This is a genomic window from Acidimicrobiales bacterium (assembly GCA_035512495.1).
Classification (GTDB): domain Bacteria; phylum Actinomycetota; class Acidimicrobiia; order Acidimicrobiales; family CADCSY01; genus DATKDW01.
The window spans coordinates 17,427-33,022 of record DATKDW010000054.1; the positions used below are offsets into that span (position 1 = coordinate 17,427).

Here is a 15,596-nt window from a genome sequence, read left to right on the forward strand (position 1 = left end):
GGCGTGGGTAGCCTCGGCGCGGACCAGCCACGCCTCAAGGAGAGCCCACATGCCCGTACGCCTCGGCGACGTCGCCCCCGACTTCACTGCGGAGACCACCCAGGGAACGCTGTCGTTCCACGAGTGGAAGGGGGACAGCTGGGCCGTGCTGTTCTCCCACCCGAAGGACTTCACCCCGGTGTGCACCACCGAGCTCGGCGCGGTCGCCGGCCTCAAGCCGGAGTTCGACAAGCGGAACACCAAGGTGATCGGCCTCAGCGTCGATCCGGTGGACTCGCACCACAAGTGGGAAGGCGACATCGAGGACGTCACCGGCAACGCCGTCAACTTCCCCATGATCGCCGACCCCGACAGGGAGGTCGCCGACCTCTACGACATGATCCACCCGAACGCCGACGACACCATGACGGTGCGCTCGGTGTTCGTGGTCGGCCCCGACGACAAGGTGAAGCTGACCCTCACGTACCCCGCCAGCACCGGGCGCAACTTCCAGGAGATCCTGCGCGTGATCGACTCGCTGCAGCTCACCGCCGACTTCAGCGTGGCCACCCCCGCCGACTGGACCGATGGCGAGGATGTGATCATCGTCCCGGCCGTATCCGACGAGGATGCCAAGGAGCGGTTCCCGAAGGGCTTCGACGCCAAGAAGCCCTACCTGCGGGTCACGCCTCAGCCGAACCGCTAGGGCGAGGGGGCCGAGGGGGGAGGCGCGACCCCCGGCGTGCCCGAGGAGAGCGGTGCCTCCTCCGCGGCGACCGCCCGCGCCAGGCGGGGTCGGGCGACGACGAGCACCGCGACGCCGACCGGGAAGAGCGCCAGGCACATCCACTGGGCGCCGGTGAGCCCGAGCACCGTCTCGTCGTAGGCCCGGAAGAAGTCGGTCGTGAAGCGACTGAGCGAGTACCAGACGAGGAACGTGCCGAGGGCAGTGCCGGGCGAGGCCCGGCGTCGGTAGAGCAGCCACGCCAGCACCAGGCCCAGCAGGACCAAGCTGACGAGCTCGTAGAGCGAGGTGTTGTGCACCACCTGCCCGACCTCGAGCGGTGGCACGCCGTCCCGCAGGGGGTTGGCCCCCTCCCTCGTCTGGCCGCCGTCGTAGCGCGTGGCGAGGACGAACCCCGTGGGGCCTCCGAGGTGCTCGCCCACCGAGTAGCAGCCGATGCGCCCGATGGCAGCCCCGATGGTCAGCGCCAGGACGGATCCGTCGAGCATCCTCCACCGGGTCGTCCGAGCCCATCGGCGGAAGGCGGGCAGGCCCACGATCGCCGCGGTGATGAACCCGCCAGAGAACTGCAGGCCGCCCTCCCACACCGCGATGATGTCGATCGGACCGTCGATGCGGTCGAGGTGGGTGACCACCCACGTGAGGCGGGCGCCGATGACGCCGGCGATGACGAGCCTGGTGGCCAGGCTGATGGTCTGGTCGGCGGGGACCCCCCACCGCTCGCCCCAGCGGGCGGCGACCATGCTCCCGGCCACCACGCCGAGGGCGACCATGAGCCCGAAGGTCCGTAGTCCCAGCGGCCCGAGGGTGATCTCGGGGAAGGTCGTGTAGGGGATGGCGGCGATCACGGGGCCATGATGGCAGTCCCATGCCCTCCATCACCCCAGGCGGTGCTCGCGCCATGACGGGATCCGGTCCCCGACGCCTCCACCCACGCCAGGTGCACGTCTGGATGGTGGCCCAGGCCACCACCGCTGTCGTGGGCCTTGCCCTCGTCGGGGTCGGTGAGGCCGTCCTGGCCGGCGCCACCGAGGTCGAGCTGCCGTGGCCCCCCGGGCTGGTGACCGCGGTCGTCGCCGTCGTGGCCGTCGCGGTGGTGTGGTGGTTCCCACGGCGCGCCTACGAGCGCTGGACCTACGAGCTGGCGGCTGAGACCCTCGAGCTGCGGCGGGGGGTCGTGGTGGCCCGCTACACCGCCATCCCGTACTTCCGCGTCCAGCACATCGACGTGAGCAGAGGCCCGGTCGAGCGTCTCCTGGGCCTGTCGGAGCTTGTCGTCCGCACCGCTGCGGCCACCACCGACGCACGGATCCCGGGGGTGGCGGCTGCCGAGGCGGAGGCACTGCGCGATGTGATCCTCGACCGCACCGGTCGTGGCGACGCTGTCTGAGGCGGGGACGGCGGCGACGGGCGTCCGGCCGTCTCGGCTGCACCCCGTCAGCCCCGCCTTCGCCGTGGTGTCGAGCCTTCGCCAGCTGGTGGCCCTGGTGGTGGTGTCGGTGAGCATCGGGGGGCCGCGCCTGCTGGTGGGGATCCTCGTGCTGCAGCTCGCCTTCCAGTCGGCGGGGTGGTGGCGGCGCACGTACTCCTTCGACGGCGAGGTCCTGCGTGTCGACGAGGGGCTCCTGGCGCGCAACCAGGAGCTCATCCCGGCGCGGCGGGTGCAACAGGTGACGATGGTGCGCAAGCTCCGTCACCGACTGGTTGGTGTCGCCGAGCTCCGGATCGAGACCGCCGGCGGGGGTGACGGAGGCACGGTCCTCGAGGTGCTGAGCCTCGAGACCGCCAGCCGTCTCCGGACCGAGGTGCTGGCCGCCAAGGCTCGGGCGCAGGGGGCCGGCGCGCCGCCCTCGCCCCTCGGCGGCGCCGAGGAGGGCGCAGAGGCTGCGACCTGGGTCCCCCGGCCCTTGCCGCTGGTGACCCTGGGCTACCGCCGCTTGGCCCTGGCCGGCCTCACCGGGGCCGAGCTGCTCGTCGTCTTCGCGTTCATCGCTTCGCTGCTGCAGCTGGCCGACGACCTTCCCGGCAACCTCCTCCAGCGCCTTCGACCGCTCGAGGCCGGGCTCTCGGCCGGCGAGGTGGCGCTGGCGGTGGTGCTGTTCCTCGGGATCTGGCTGGGCTCCGCGGTTGCCGCCGCCATCCTGCGCGATGCCGGGTACGCGCTGGCCCTCGTCGGCGACGAGCTGCACCTCCAGCGCGGCCTCCTCGACCGCAAGGAGGGGGTGCTCCCGCTCGGGAGGATCCAGGCCGTGCGCATCACGGCCTCACCCCTCCGGCGGGCGTTCGGACTCGTGTCGGTCCGCTTCCAGAGCGCCGGGCGGGGCACGGACCGGGAGGAGAGCCGGATCGACGTGCCCATCCTTCCCGCAGCCGAGCTCGACCGCCTCCTCGCGCTGGTGCTGCCGGGCGCGGCGCCGCTGCCGCCCCTGAAGGCCGCTCCGACGGTGGCGCTGCGCCGGGCGCTGGTGCGGCGCCTCCTGCCGGTCGCCGCGGTCGCCGTGCCCCTCGTCGTGGTGCGTGGCGCGGCCGGGCTCGGTGTCGCCCTCGTGGTCGCGTGGTTCGCCGGCGCCTGGGGTGTCGCCGCCTATCGCGGCCTGGGTCACGCCGTGGACGACGGCTTCCTCGTCACCCGCACGGGCGCACTGCTCCGCCGCACGGTCGTGGTCCCGACGGTGCGCGCCCAGAGCGGGCGCGTGGTGCGGTCGCCCTTCCAGCGGTCCCTCGGGCTGGCGACGCTGCACGTCGACCTGGCCGGGCCGGGGCGCTCACCCCGAGTCGTCGACAGCTCGGAAGGCGTCGTCGAGGCGGTGCTCGAACGGGTGGTGGGCGATGTGGTGGGCGTGCCGGTCACCGCCGACGCCAGCCGGGATGCCCTCCGACGGTAGGGTCAGCCGCCGTGCCGACGCTCTGGATGTTCGCCGCCCTCGTTGCCCAGGCGACGACGACCACGACCGAGGAGGTCGCTCGCATCGTCGGCGACCCGCTTCCAGGTTGGGTGGTCATCGCCGCCGGCGCCGCCCTCCTCGTGGCGATCCTCGCCGCCGGCATCGTCACCGGTCGTCGATCACGCTCCTGAGACGCCCTCCGAGGAGCGCGTCGCGAGCGTCCTCAGACCGGGTCGAGGCGCACGCGGGGCTGGCCACCGTCGACGGTGAGGGTGGCCGGGGCGGCGAGCAGGTCGAGCTCGTCATGGCCGGGGAATCGGCCGCGGAGGGCGACGACGTCACCCTTGTGCGGTCCGCTGGTGATGGTGAGCTCCACCCGCAGCACGCCGTCGGGAGCGTCCTCCGCGGCTGACGCGTCCACCACCATGGCCTCGTAGGTGCCGTCCTCGATCATCCCGAAAGCCTTGCAGCACTATGGCGAGGGCGCGCACCGGCAGTCGAAACCCTTGTGCCGCAAGGGGAAATGCTTGACCTGGCCCGTGCACTCGGTTCTGATGTGGACGTCTGCGAGTCCGCAGGCCCCACGTACCACGGAGGTCGCGTTGAACAAGTCCGAGCTCGTCGACAGCGTCGCAGGCGACGCAGGTGTCGAGAAGAAGCAGGCCGAGAGTGTGCTCAACGCGTTCTTCCAGCGCGTCGCGTCGGAGGCCAAGGGCGGTCGCAAGGTCGCCTGGCCTGGCTTTGGGTCGTTCTCCAGCACCAAGCGCGCCGCCCGCACTGGGCGCAACCCGCAGACCGGTGCCCCGGTGAAGATCAAGGCCTCCACGGCCATGAAGTTCACCTCCAGCAGCACGCTGAAGGATGCCCTCAACAACCGCGGCGCCAAGAAGGCCACTGCCAAGAAGTCCGCAGCGAAGAAGTCGACTGCCAAGAAGGCCACGGCGAAGAAGGCCACTGCCAAGAAGGCCACGGCGAAGAGGTCGACCGCCAAGAAGGCGACCGCGAAGCGGTCTCCGGCCAAGAAGGCCAAAGCCAAGAAGTCGACGGCGAAGAGGTCGACCGCCAAGAAGGCCACAGCCAAGAAGGCGACGAAGCGGCGCTGAGCGCCGCCGGACCACCTGTCCCCAAAACGTGAGCGGGGCTGAGGCACGCCCCCCCGACGCGCCTCAGCCCGCAACCGTTTTCCCTGCTTGAGCGCCTAATGGCGCCCCGCCGGGGACCCCTTCATGTTCGCCTCCGGCCGCTGCCGTGTCAACGGTCACACGGCGTGCGCCGGTCCGACTCGGGTCACTACAGGTCGTCGATGCGCTTGAAGACCTCGGCGCGGCCGACCCCGGCGAGGGCGCCGAGCTCGGCCAGGCGGTCGTCGACGCGGGCCCGGAAGCGCGCCACCTGCCCCGCGTCGTCGGGATCGTCGATGTGGTGGGTGGTGTGGAACTGGCTGCGGTGCTCGAGCAGCGCAGCCACCTTGTCGTCGACGTGGTCGGTGACGTCCTCGGCGTGGTCGGCCTCGTCGGCCTCCCAGAGCAGGAGCGTCGACGGCCGGTGGTGCGCCAGCTGCTGCTCCGGGAAGAAGTGCGGGTCGCGCGCTGCCACCACCCCCTCGACGGCCAGCAGACCGGCGTTGCGGTGGTCGGGGTGGAGCCGGTACCGCTTCCAGGGATCGTGGCCGAGCACCACGTCGGGGCGGAGCCTGCGGATCCAGTAGGCGACCTCCCACCGTTGGCGCAAGCCCGCCTCGAGCTCGCCGTCGGGCCATCCGAGGAAGACGACCTCGCCGGTCGCGCCGAGGGCTGTGGCCGCCGCCCGCTGCTCGGCCTGGCGCTCGACCACGAGGCGGGCGGTGTCAGCCGTGGGGTCCCAGGAGCCCTTGGAGCCGTCGGTGCAGACGAGGTGACTGACGGTGCAGCCGGCCTGGGCCCACTTGGCGACGGTGGCGCCGCAGCCGAACTCGACGTCGTCGGGGTGGGCGGCGATGGCGAGGGCTCGCTCGGGGACGGCCAGGTTCAGGTGCACGGTGAGACGGTCGGGTCGATGGCCGATGGCCAGGTGACATCGACGAAGGAGGGCAGCTCGAGGTCGGCGGGGAGGTCGACGTCCCACATCAGCTCGGGCGCTCGTACCACCGCGGTGCGCAGGCGCAGCCGGGCGGCCTCGGCTCGATGGCGCCCGAACGAGCCGGCGCCGTAGCTGAAGGTGAACCCGGCTCCCGGTGGCACCACGGCGACGTTGGTGCCGCCGTCGTGGCGATCGGGGACGAGGATCACCTCGCCGTCGAGCGACGCCAGGCGGGCCAGGCTGCCGGGCCTCGCCAGGGGGAGGTCGGCGTGGGCCACCACGACCCGGGACCAGCCAGCGGCGGCCAGCACGGCGGCGCCGGCGGTGACGGCGCCGTTGAGTCCGAGCCCTGGGGTCCAGGCGATCTGAGCGCCGTGGGAAGCGGCCCAGTCGGCCACCTCCTCGTCGTCGCAGACCACGGTGACGGGCAACGGCTCCGCGGCGGCCAGGACCGTGGCGGCCATCCGACGGGCGAGGTCGCCGCGCTCGGCGGCATCGAGGCCGGGTGCCAGTCGGAGCTTGGCCTCCGCGAAGGCCTTGATCGGCACCAGCGCGGCGGGCGGTGCGGCGCCGGGGCCGGTCGTCGATGCTCCCATCGGGCCATCGTAGGACCGGGCCGCCGAGCCGACGGTCACCGGTCCTCTACGGTTTCGGCATGGCCATGCGCGTCGCAGTGATCGGTGCCGGATCGTGGGGGACGACGGTGGCGACGCTGGCGGCGCGCAACACCCCCACCGTGCTGTGGGCCCGACGCGAGGAGCTGGCGGCCGAGATCGACCGCGACCACGTCAACAGCGCCTACCTCCCCGGCGTCGAGCTGCCGCCGCGGCTGGAGGCGACCTCGTCGGTCGCCCAGGCCATCGCCGACGCCGACGTGGTCGTCATGGCGGTGCCCTCCCACGGCTTCCGCGACGTGCTCACCGACGTGGCCGTCCAGGTGCGGCCGTGGGTGCCGGTCATCAGCCTCTCGAAGGGCTTCGAGCAGGGGACGCGCCTGCGCATGACCGAGATCGTCAACGAGCTCATGCCCGGCCACCCCGCCGGCGTGCTCACCGGCCCGAACCTGGCCAAGGAGGTCGTCGCCGGTCAGCCGGCGGGGGCGGTGCTGGCGATGGCTGACGAACGCATCGCCGAGGCCCTGCAGCCGCTCTTCGGCACCGACTCGTTCCGGATCTACACCAACCCCGACATCGTCGGGTGCGAGGTGGCGGGCGCGCTCAAGAACGTCATGGCGATCGCTGCCGGGATGATCGACGGGATGGGCTTCGGCGACAACACGCGGGCAACCCTCATGACCCGTGGCCTGGCCGAGCTCACCCGGCTCGGCGTCGCCCTCGGCGGGGAGCCCCTCACCTTCTCCGGCCTCGCTGGCATGGGCGACCTCGTGGCCACCTGCTCCAGCACCCAGAGCCGCAACCACCACGTGGGTGAGCAGCTCGGCCTCGGCCGCAGCGTGGAGCAGATCATCGACGAGATGAACATGGTGGCCGAGGGCGTCAAGAGCTCGAAGGTGGTCTGCGAGCTCGCCGAGGAGCTCGGTGTGGAGATGCCGATCGCCGAACAGGTGGAAGCCGTGTGCCACCGGGGGCGGAGCGCCGCTGAGGCGCTCACCCTCCTCATGCAGCGCCAGTCGGGCGCTGAGATGCACGGCCTCGACGGCTGACCATGAGCGTGCGCTCCTGGCTGGTGGGCCGCGCCACAGAACGGCCGCGGTCCAGCGGTGACACCTCCCTGCGCCTCCCGATGGAGACGGTCGCTCGTGGGCTCCGCACGAGCGCGGCGGCGCGCGTGGGGGAGGGATGGGTCTGGCCGCACTGGCTCGAGCGCCAGCTCGATCCCACCTCACCGGCCTTCGTGCCGCGTGGGGACCTCCCGTTCCTGACCAACGTCACCGCCCGAGGCTGGACGACGGTCGGCAACGTCGCCTCGCCGTGGGAGGGGGTCGTCGACCCCCGAGGGCTGGTGACGCCGTTGGACGACGGCTGGTCGCTCGACTGGTGGATCGGCGCCGATGACCGCTGGCACCTGCCGTCCCGTGAGGTGGCGGTGCGCCAGCGACTCGTCGACGACGCGCCGGTGGTGGAGACGGCGATGCGCGTGCCTGGTGGCGATGCCGTGCAGCGGGTGTTCGCCATGCAGGCCTCGTCCAGGGAGGGCGGTGCCGAGCTGGTCGTGGTGGAGATCGAGAACCAGAGCCGCGTGCCGTTCGCGGTGGCCCTCGTCGTGCGGCCCTTCAACCCGCTGGGTGTGGCCGTGGTCGAGCGGATCGGGCTCCACGAGGGAACCTCCGTGTCCATTGACGGACGGCTGGCCATGGTCTTGCCGCGGGTGCCCAATCGCATGGCCGGCTCCACCCTCGCCGAGGGCGATGTGGCCGGGACGGTCTTGTCGGGTGCGGCAGGAACCTCGTTCCCGCCCGACTTGCGCTGCGAGTCCGCCATGGCCTCCGCTGCGTTCGTCTACCCCCTCGCCCACACCGCCACGTTGCGCGTGGTCCTGCCGCTTGCGCCGGTCGACCGCACCCGCCGTCGCGGGCTCGGCCGCCGGCGGGTGCCCGATGCCCGGCGCCTCCCGGCTCGCATCCCATCGGCGACCGACGTGGCTGCCGGGTGGCGGGCCCAGTCCGGCCGTGGCATGCGCCTCGAGGTCCCCGACGAGCGCCTGATGTCATGCGTGGAGGCCAACCGCCGGTTCCTGCTGCTGTTCCACGACGGCGACGAGGCCGCGACCGGCCCGGCCCTCTCCCGCCGGTCCGCGTTCCGCGGCGACGCGCACCTGCTCGGCGCCCTCGACCGCTACGGCTACCGCGAGGAGGCCGCCGAGGTGCTGGCCGCCTACCCGGACCGACAGCACGGGGACGGTCACTTCGGCGCGGGGACGACGGGGTGGGACGCCACCGGCGCGGCCATCCATGCCCTCGCCGAGCACTGGCGGCTCCACCGCCAGGACCCCGCCTTGCAGGGGATCGCCCCAGGCGTCGCCCGTGGCGCGGAGTGGATCGAGCGAGCGCGGCGGCCGAGGCGGGGGAGCGACCCGGCGCTCCGCGGCCTCCTGCCGGCGGGGAGCTCCGCCGACCGCCTCGGTCCACCCGAGGTGTCCTACCGGGACGACCTGTGGTCGTTACGGGGGCTCCTCGACGCCGCCGAGCTCCTCGCCGCCGCCGGAGAGGTCGGGGCCGCGGAGGACGCCATGGCGGCGGCCGGGGGTCTGCGGGCCGACCTCGACGCCTCCCTCGCACTCGTCGCCGAACGACTGGGCACGCAGGCGGTGCCTGCCGGACCCACGCGTCGGATCGACGCGGGTGCCGTCGCCTCGCTGGCTGCCGTCTGGCCCTTGCGGCTGATGGCCGCCGACGACCCCCGCATGCACGCCACCGCCGACGTCGTCCGCGACCGGTTCCTCCAGGGGCCGGCGTGCACCCGTGACGCCGGTGACGGTGGGCTGAGTCCCCAGCTCACGCTGCAGCTGGCCTTCGCCGAGCTCGAGGCCGGCGACCGGCGGGCGCTCGACCGCCTCGCCTGGGTGCTCGACGCCGCCACGCCCACCTGGACCTGGCCCGAGGTGGTGCACCCCCGCATGCCGGGTGGGTGCGCGGGCGATGGTCACCACCGAGGGTCCGCGGCCGACCTCCTCACCTTCGTGCGCAACCTCTTGGTCCGCGAGACCTTCGACGGGGGGCTGGCGCTGTGCTCGATGGTCCCCGACACCTGGCTCGGTGGCGGGATCGAGGTCCACGATGCCCCCACCCACCACGGCCTGGTGTCGTTCGCGGTTCGCTGGCACGGCGAGCGACCGGCCCTCCTGTGGGAGCTCGTCCCCCAGCCCGGCGTCGGCGAGGTGCGCATCACCGTCCCCGGCCTCGACCCCACGTGGTCCACCACGGAGCGCGCCGGCGACGCGCTCCTCGCCCCAGTGCACCCCTCGGATCCTGTGGTGGTGGAGGAGACGCCGGCAGCTCACCCCCGGACCGACGTGGCCGCCACCCCCGTCAACCTCTCGAAGCGCACCCGCGACTGAACGCCTGCGGCAGTGGCGGTGTCACTAGCCTGAGCAGCGTGTGCGACTGCCTGGTGGCGCTGAGGCCGGCCACCCGAGCGGGGGCGACGATCTTCGCCAAGAACAGCGACCGGCCACCGGCGGAGGCCCAGCCGCTCGAGCAGCACTCGCCGAGGCGCGACGACGGGCCGCTGCAGTGCACCCACATCGCGGTGGACCCCGCCCCGGGGGAGACCATCGGGTTCGTGGGCTCGCGGCCCTGGTGGTGCTGGGGCGTGGAGCACGGGGTCAACGACGCCGGGGTGGCCATCGGCAACGAGGCGATCTACACCACGCTCGACCCGAGGACGGTGCCACCCGCGCTCATCGGCATGGACCTCGTCCGCCTCGGTCTCGAGCGGGCGGCGACGGCGGCGACCGCGGTGGAGGTCATGGTCGACCTGCTGGAACGCCACGGGCAGGGCGGGACCGGCCACCACGGCGCCGAGCGGCCCTACTGGTCGTCGTTCCTGGTGGCCGACGGCGCCGACGCCTGGGTGTTGGAGACGTCCGGGCGCACCTGGGCAACCGAGCGGGTGGCAAGGTCGCGGGCGGTGTCGAACCGAACGACGATCCCGTCGTTCGACGCCGAGCACCGCCACCCCCGCCAGCCGGTGGCGACGCTGGTCGACCCGCGCCTCGACGCCAGCCGGGCGGTGCTGGCGGCGGAACCGGTGCGCGTGGACGACGTGGTTGCCCACCTCCGGAGCCACGTTGGCGAGGAGGGCTTCACCGTCTGCATGCACGCCGGCGACGTCGAGGCCACCACCGCGTCGATGGTGGTGGAGCTGGCCGGGACCCACCCCCTCGCCCGCTGGCTCCTCGGGTCGCCTTGCACCTCGGTCTACGTGCCCGTCCACGTGGGCCGGGCGCTCGGCGAGCCGCCGGCGTGGGAGCGCTTCGTCGCCTTGCAGGCCGAGCACCGTCCTGCCCTCTCCCGTCTCGAGGCGGCGCTCGTCGCCGACGTGGTCGACGAGGACGCATGGGGCCCGGAGGCGTGGCGCCGGGTCGACGACGTGCTCGCTGCGTGCGGGGTGTGAGCGCGTCGAGGTCGCGACGTCAGGCGTCAGCCGCGGCGACCCCGGCCTGCGCCGTCGCGAGCAGGCCGGCGAGCTCGTCGAGGACGAGGTCGGCAAGCAGGTCGAGGTCGGGCAGCAGCTCGCGGCAACCCACGAAGGCGAAGTCGAGCCGGTCGAGGTAGCTCTGCACGGTGATGTTGAGGCCCTGGCCCTCGCCGATGGTCGACACCGGGTAGTAGTGCTCGAGCTCGGCGCCGGCCAGGTAGAGCGGCGAGCGCGGGCCGGGGACGTTGGAGATCACCAGGTTGAACGGTGGGTTGAGCCGGTCGCCGATCTTGAGCCTTGTGGCCAGGCGCATGGCTCTCGTGGCCAGGGCGGGTGGGGAGAACTGCGTGTAGTCGGTCATCACGTCGGCGGGCATCAACAGGAAGCGGTCCTTGGCCGCCTCCATGGCGTGGTGCACCTTCCAGACCCTCGCCACCGGGTCGTCGACGTCGGTGGGGATGGAGGAGAAGATGGCCGAGACCCGGTTGGTCCAGCGCTCCTCCTCTTCGCCGGTGCGGATCGAAACCGGGATCATCGCCACCAGGGGATCTGCGGGCAGGGCGTCGTGAGCCTGGAGGTAACGGCGCAGGCCGCCGGCGCACACCGCCATGATGACGTCGTTCACCGTGGCCCCCAGTGCGTTCTTGATCGCCTTGACGTCGTCGAGCGACGCGTTGCGCAGCTCGAGGCGGCGGTGGGGGGTGATGGACCGGTTGAACGGCGTGGCCGGCGCCCGGCCGGTCCGTGGCGGTGTGGCGGTGTCGGGCTCCTCCTCCGATGCGGGACGGCGCAGGAGCGGGTTGGGCACGCTGGACGCGAGGTCGACCAGACCCGTGAGCCCCCGGTTGCGGGTCAGCTCGCCCAGGGCCCGCAGGCTGCGGAGCTGGAGCCGGACGAGCTTGCGGGGCTTGCCGGCCATGTCGACGAGCGCCCGGCCGAGCACGGTCGCGGGTGAGGGCACGGGCTCGGGGCGACGGTCGTCGTCCGGGATGCCCTCGTCGGGGGTGTCGGGCGCGGGGTCGAAGAGGATCGTCATCAGCTCGGCGCCCGAGGCACCGTCGACGGTGGCGTGGTGGATCTTGGTGAGGACGGCGAAGCGGTCACCCTCGAGCCCCTCGATGACGTGGGTCTCCCACAGCGGGTGGGCGCGGTCCAGCGGACGGCCGATGATCCGGCCGACGAGGGCCGCCAGCGCCCGGTCGTCGCCGGGCGCCGGGAGGGCGTTCGAGCGCAGGTGGTAGTCGAGGTCGAAGTCGGGGTCCTCGATCCAGTACGGGTGGTCGAGCTGGAAGGGCACCTCGACGACCCGTCGGCGCAACGGCTCGAGCAGCGGGATCCGGCGCTCGAGCTGGCGGCGGAACGCCTCGTAGGGCGACCAGTCGGGATCGTCGGGCCGCCGGAACACCGACAGGCCGTTGACGTGACCGAACGTCGTGCCGGTCTCCATGTACAGGAACGTGGCGTCGAGGCCGGTGAGCTGCTTCATGTCTGGACCATCCTTCGTTGGCGCACCTCGACCCTACGGCCGACCCCGGCCCGATCACCCGGTTACCGTCTGGTTATGCCCCGCTACATCATGCTCTCCAACCTCGGACCCAACGGCGCCGCCACCCTCCAGGAGCACCCCGAGCGGGTGAAGGCGGTCAACAGCGAGGTCGAGGCCATGGGGGTGCAGGTCATCGACCAGTACGCCCTGCTCGGCCAGTACGACTTCCTGAGCATCCTCGACGCCCCCGACGAGGTGACCATGGCCAAGGTGGCCACCACGCTCGCCGCCCGGGGGACCCTCAAGGCCATGACCCTGACCGCCATCCCGGTCGACGAGTACATCGCCCGGATGAACACCGAGGGCTAGCGGGCCTAGCAGTCGCTCCCGCCGGCCCGTGGGCGGGCTGTCTCTAGACCCACCAGAGGTCGTTGCGCTGACGGGCACGGCGGACCTCGTCGTCGGGGAAGGCGACGGGCAGCTCCATGCCGTCGGAGAGCCGGCGCACGTGGTAGCCCTCGAAGGAGGAGCTCACGACCTCGAAGCCCTCTGCCCACGAGCGGTCGAATCCGGTCCGGACCTCGACCTTCGTGCCGGCTGCGAGCCTCGTCGCCACGTCAGCACCACCCTCGGTCGTCGATGCCTGCATCATCGCACTCCGCTCCTGGTCTGCTGCGGTCGGCCGGTCCGGATCTGAAGAGCGCGGCGCGCGTCGGCGCCGGGGGGCCGGAATGTACCTTTTCACGCCATCGTGTGCACACCCGATCGTCGCCGGCCGGGACTAGCCTCCGGCGGTGGTCGCCTCCGCCCCCGTCCTGCGTCGAGCGTTGAAGGCATCGTCGCCCACGCTGGCGGTGGAGCGGGCGCTGTGGGCCGACGGTCACCGGGTGGTCGTGGGCATCGACGAGGTGGGCCGCGGCTCGTGGGCAGGCCCACTCACCGTCGGTGCCGCCGTCTTGCCGCAGGACCGCCGGGTCTACAAGGTGCGCGACTCGAAGGCCCTCACCGAGGCGGAGCGCGAGGCCCTCTTCGACCGGATCGCCCACTGGTGCTCGGCATGGGCCGTCGGCCACGCCACTCAGGAGGAGTGCGACGCCCTGGGCATGTCGACTGCCCAGCGCCTCGCCGCCGCCCGAGCCGTGGAGGGGCTCGGGGTGGCGCCCGACCAGGTCCTGATCGACGGGAGCTGGGACTTCGTCGGGGGCGGCAACACGCAGCGCCTGGTGAAGGGCGACGCCCGCTGCCTCTCGATCGCGGCCGCCTCGATCCTGGCAAAGGTCACCCGTGATCGCATCATGCGGGCCGAGGCCGAGCACTTCCCTGGCTACGACTTCGAGCGCAACAAGGGCTACCCCTGCCCCCACCACAAGGTCGCCCTCGCCGGCATGGGGCCGACCTCGATCCACCGTCGCTCGTGGGTCTTCATGGACCACCTGCCCTGGACCGGCCTCCACCGCCCGGTGCCGCCGGGCGCCCCGACCCTGTTCTGAGGGCGCGGGGCGGTGGCTGTCAGGTGAAGATGAGGTGAGGTCGGCGATGTTGACGTGCCGCCCCACCACGATGCTGCTCCGGACCCGAGGTGCGGGGTCGCGCCATCCGCGACCCCACCCCTCGAGAGTCCGCTACGAGGACGGGTCGATGTTCTGGTTGAGGCGGAAGACGTTGTTCGGGTCGTACTGCCGCTTGACCTCGACGAGGCGGTCCCAGTTGGGGCCGTAGGCGGCCCGCACCCGCTCCGACTCGTCCGCGTCCATGTAGTTGACGTAGGTGCGGTCAGCCGTGAACGGCGCCAGCGCAGCGAAGAGCTCGCGCACCCACGCAATGTTGGCGTCGTCCTCAGCGGGGTCGAGCCACTCGCCGGCGATGACCAGGTTGTAGCCGGCCTGCCGGTGGGGGAAGGCCGTGGCCGTCGGCGGCACCCGCACCGCCTCGCCGTGGAAGTACTCGATCACCATGCCGCTCATCGCCGACGGTGTCCGGGCGAAGGCATCGACGAGGATCCCGACCGTCTCGTCGGTGAGCTCGCTGAGGAAGGCGCTCTTCCAGTAGTTGCGGGCGCCCTTCGGGAAGCCCTCGTCGAGCAGGGTGTTCACCACCGGGTAGGGCATGGGCTGCACGAGGTCGATCGCAGGCGGTCCGAAGCTCCGCAGGGGCGCGAGGTCGCGCTCGGCCTGGTCGAGGGGGCCGCAGTGGCACAGCGGGATCCCGACGATCTTGTCGCCCGAGCCGTCTGGGGCGTGCACGAGCCCCGCGAACGCCGTGACCTCGTCGGGCGCCCCCTCAACGAACTCGCGGTAGTACCGCAGCACCTCGGTGGCCGACGCCAGCGGGTGGGCGACGATCCCGCCCAGCACCGTGGTGAGCGGGTGGGCGGCGAACTCGAGGGAGGCGGCCACGCCGAAGTTGCCGCCACCTCCGCGCAGGGCCCAGAACAGGTCGGGGTGCTCGTCCTCGCTCACCGTGAGGACCTCGCCCTCCGCGCTCACCAGCTCAACGGCGAGCAGGTTGTCGATGGACAGCCCGTGCTTGCCCATGAGCCAGCCGATCCCGCCGCCGAGGGTGAGGCCCGCCACGCCGGTGGTGGAGATGACGCCGCCGGTGGTGGCCAGCCCGTGCACGGCCGCGGCGCGGTTGTACTCGCCCCAGGTGGTGCCGCCCTGTGCCCGCACGGTCCGCCGCTTCGGGTCGACGTAGATGCCCCGCATCGGCGCCAGGTCGATCATCACGCCGCCGTCGGTGCAGGCGCGCCCCGCCACGTTGTGCCCTCCGCCCCGGACCGCGATCTCCGCGTCGGCCTGCCGGGCCAGCCGGACGGCGTCGGCGACGTCGGCTGTGGTGCGGCACCGGGCGATGAGCGCCGGCCGCTTGTCGATCACCCCGTTGTGAACCTGCCGAGCGTCGTCGTAGCCGGTGTCCCCCGCCTGGAGCAGCTCACCCGAGAACGATGAGCGGACCTCGTTGAGCGCCTCTCCCTCGATGACAGTCACGGTTCGTACCCCCCATGTCGTTGTGTGCGGGTCTCAGGGTACGGATGTCGGCCGGTCTTGACCAGGGGGTCTTTCTCTCAGGCGGTGGGCCCGCAGCGCGGGCAGCGCGTGAACACCGCGCAGGCGGTCTCGGCGAGGTGGTCCGCGCCGGTGCACGCCGAGCCCCTCAAGCAGTCGCCGCCGTCGTCGCCGTGGCGGACGAAGACACCCCAGCAGTACGGCCGGGGCCGGGCGGGGGTCGCGAGGCGCATGAGGGCCTCCCGCGCCTCCTCCTCCGCGGCGAGCAGGGCGCGGTCGGCGAGGGGGTCTTCGAAGCGCAGATCGAAGAGTGACATGACCGCTCTCTACCCACTGGGT

General features: G+C 72.4%; 18 protein-coding genes. 10 read left to right on the top strand and 8 right to left on the bottom strand.

The features are described from left to right. Positions 1-49: 49 nt before the first annotated feature. Complete coding sequence (locus VMN58_07670; protein ID HUF33069.1) at positions 50-685, top strand: peroxiredoxin; 636 nt, start codon at positions 50-52, stop codon at positions 683-685. Here the strand turns inward: VMN58_07670 and VMN58_07675 are convergent. Continuing rightward, on the bottom strand, positions 682-1,572 hold the full coding sequence (locus tag VMN58_07675) for a prolipoprotein diacylglyceryl transferase family protein (GenBank protein ID HUF33070.1): 891 nt from the start codon (positions 1,570-1,572) through the stop codon (positions 682-684). The two genes, VMN58_07670 and VMN58_07675, sit on opposite strands and share 4 nt — an antisense overlap. A 92-nt stretch (positions 1,573-1,664) precedes the next feature. Here VMN58_07675 and VMN58_07680 point away from each other — a divergent pair, with 92 nt between their 5' ends. From VMN58_07680 to VMN58_07690, 3 genes are read left to right on the top strand one after another with little or no spacing between them, the layout of a single operon-like run. Continuing rightward, positions 1,665-2,114: a PH domain-containing protein gene (locus tag VMN58_07680; GenBank protein ID HUF33071.1), complete on the top strand. Its 450-nt coding sequence runs from the start codon at positions 1,665-1,667 to the stop codon at positions 2,112-2,114. Beyond that, positions 2,098-3,609 (top strand): PH domain-containing protein, encoded by a 1,512-nt coding sequence (locus VMN58_07685; protein HUF33072.1) that lies wholly within the window; start codon positions 2,098-2,100, stop codon positions 3,607-3,609. Before VMN58_07680 ends, VMN58_07685 begins: the two co-directional genes overlap by 17 nt. An 11-nt stretch (positions 3,610-3,620) precedes the next feature. Continuing rightward, positions 3,621-3,800: a hypothetical protein gene (locus tag VMN58_07690; GenBank protein ID HUF33073.1), complete on the top strand. Its 180-nt coding sequence runs from the start codon at positions 3,621-3,623 to the stop codon at positions 3,798-3,800. 32 nt (positions 3,801-3,832) lie between these two features. Here VMN58_07690 and VMN58_07695 read toward each other — a convergent pair whose 3' ends face one another. After that, positions 3,833-4,063, bottom strand: coding sequence for a hypothetical protein (locus VMN58_07695; protein ID HUF33074.1), 231 nt, complete (start codon positions 4,061-4,063; stop codon positions 3,833-3,835). Here VMN58_07695 and VMN58_07700 point away from each other — a divergent pair. Continuing rightward, on the top strand, positions 4,047-4,712 hold the full coding sequence (locus VMN58_07700; GenBank protein HUF33075.1) for an HU family DNA-binding protein: 666 nt from the start codon (positions 4,047-4,049) through the stop codon (positions 4,710-4,712). The two genes, VMN58_07695 and VMN58_07700, sit on opposite strands and share 17 nt — an antisense overlap. Positions 4,713-4,899: 187 nt before the next feature. Here VMN58_07700 and VMN58_07705 read toward each other — a convergent pair whose 3' ends face one another. Together VMN58_07705 and cofC are read right to left on the bottom strand one after the other, a co-directional pair. Then, positions 4,900-5,625, bottom strand: a complete 726-nt coding sequence (locus tag VMN58_07705) for a PIG-L deacetylase family protein (protein HUF33076.1) — start codon at positions 5,623-5,625, stop codon at positions 4,900-4,902. Next, positions 5,616-6,263, bottom strand: coding sequence for a 2-phospho-L-lactate guanylyltransferase (cofC, locus tag VMN58_07710; protein ID HUF33077.1), 648 nt, complete (start codon positions 6,261-6,263; stop codon positions 5,616-5,618). The genes VMN58_07705 and cofC overlap by 10 nt, the downstream gene beginning before the upstream one ends. A gap of 59 nt (positions 6,264-6,322) precedes the next feature. Here cofC and VMN58_07715 point away from each other — a divergent pair, with 59 nt between their 5' ends. Genes VMN58_07715 through VMN58_07725 form a run of 3 tightly spaced genes read left to right on the top strand, consistent with a single transcriptional unit; the run spans position 6,323 to position 10,742 of the window. Then, positions 6,323-7,330: an NAD(P)H-dependent glycerol-3-phosphate dehydrogenase gene (locus VMN58_07715; GenBank protein HUF33078.1), complete on the top strand. Its 1,008-nt coding sequence runs from the start codon at positions 6,323-6,325 to the stop codon at positions 7,328-7,330. 2 nt (positions 7,331-7,332) lie between these two features. Next, positions 7,333-9,684: a hypothetical protein gene (locus VMN58_07720; protein HUF33079.1), complete on the top strand. Its 2,352-nt coding sequence runs from the start codon at positions 7,333-7,335 to the stop codon at positions 9,682-9,684. Positions 9,685-9,722: 38 nt separating this feature from the next. Then, complete coding sequence (locus VMN58_07725) at positions 9,723-10,742, top strand: C69 family dipeptidase (GenBank protein HUF33080.1); 1,020 nt, start codon at positions 9,723-9,725, stop codon at positions 10,740-10,742. Between the two features lie 19 nt (positions 10,743-10,761). Here the strand turns inward: VMN58_07725 and VMN58_07730 are convergent, their stop codons facing one another. Next, complete coding sequence (locus tag VMN58_07730) at positions 10,762-12,252, bottom strand: wax ester/triacylglycerol synthase family O-acyltransferase (protein ID HUF33081.1); 1,491 nt, start codon at positions 12,250-12,252, stop codon at positions 10,762-10,764. Positions 12,253-12,327: 75 nt separating this feature from the next. Here VMN58_07730 and VMN58_07735 point away from each other — a divergent pair, with 75 nt between their 5' ends. Continuing rightward, positions 12,328-12,621 (top strand): GYD domain-containing protein, encoded by a 294-nt coding sequence (locus VMN58_07735; protein ID HUF33082.1) that lies wholly within the window; start codon positions 12,328-12,330, stop codon positions 12,619-12,621. A gap of 43 nt (positions 12,622-12,664) precedes the next feature. Here VMN58_07735 and VMN58_07740 read toward each other — a convergent pair whose 3' ends face one another. Beyond that, complete coding sequence (locus VMN58_07740) at positions 12,665-12,868, bottom strand: hypothetical protein (GenBank protein HUF33083.1); 204 nt, start codon at positions 12,866-12,868, stop codon at positions 12,665-12,667. A gap of 178 nt (positions 12,869-13,046) precedes the next feature. Here VMN58_07740 and VMN58_07745 point away from each other — a divergent pair, with 178 nt between their 5' ends. Further along, entirely contained in the window at positions 13,047-13,742 is a 696-nt protein-coding gene (locus VMN58_07745) for a ribonuclease HII (protein ID HUF33084.1), read from the top strand. Between the two features lie 132 nt (positions 13,743-13,874). On the opposite strand, the gene VMN58_07750 is transcribed toward VMN58_07745, so the two are convergent. Next, positions 13,875-15,239 carry an FAD-binding oxidoreductase gene (locus VMN58_07750; GenBank protein ID HUF33085.1) on the bottom strand — a complete coding sequence of 455 codons (1,365 nt, stop codon included), beginning with the start codon at positions 15,237-15,239 and terminating at the stop codon, positions 13,875-13,877. Positions 15,240-15,316: 77 nt separating this feature from the next. Beyond that, the gene (locus tag VMN58_07755) at positions 15,317-15,574 is read right to left on the bottom strand and encodes a hypothetical protein (protein HUF33086.1); all 258 of its coding nucleotides are present in this window, start codon (positions 15,572-15,574) and stop codon (positions 15,317-15,319) included. Between the last annotated feature and the right edge of the window lie 22 nt (positions 15,575-15,596).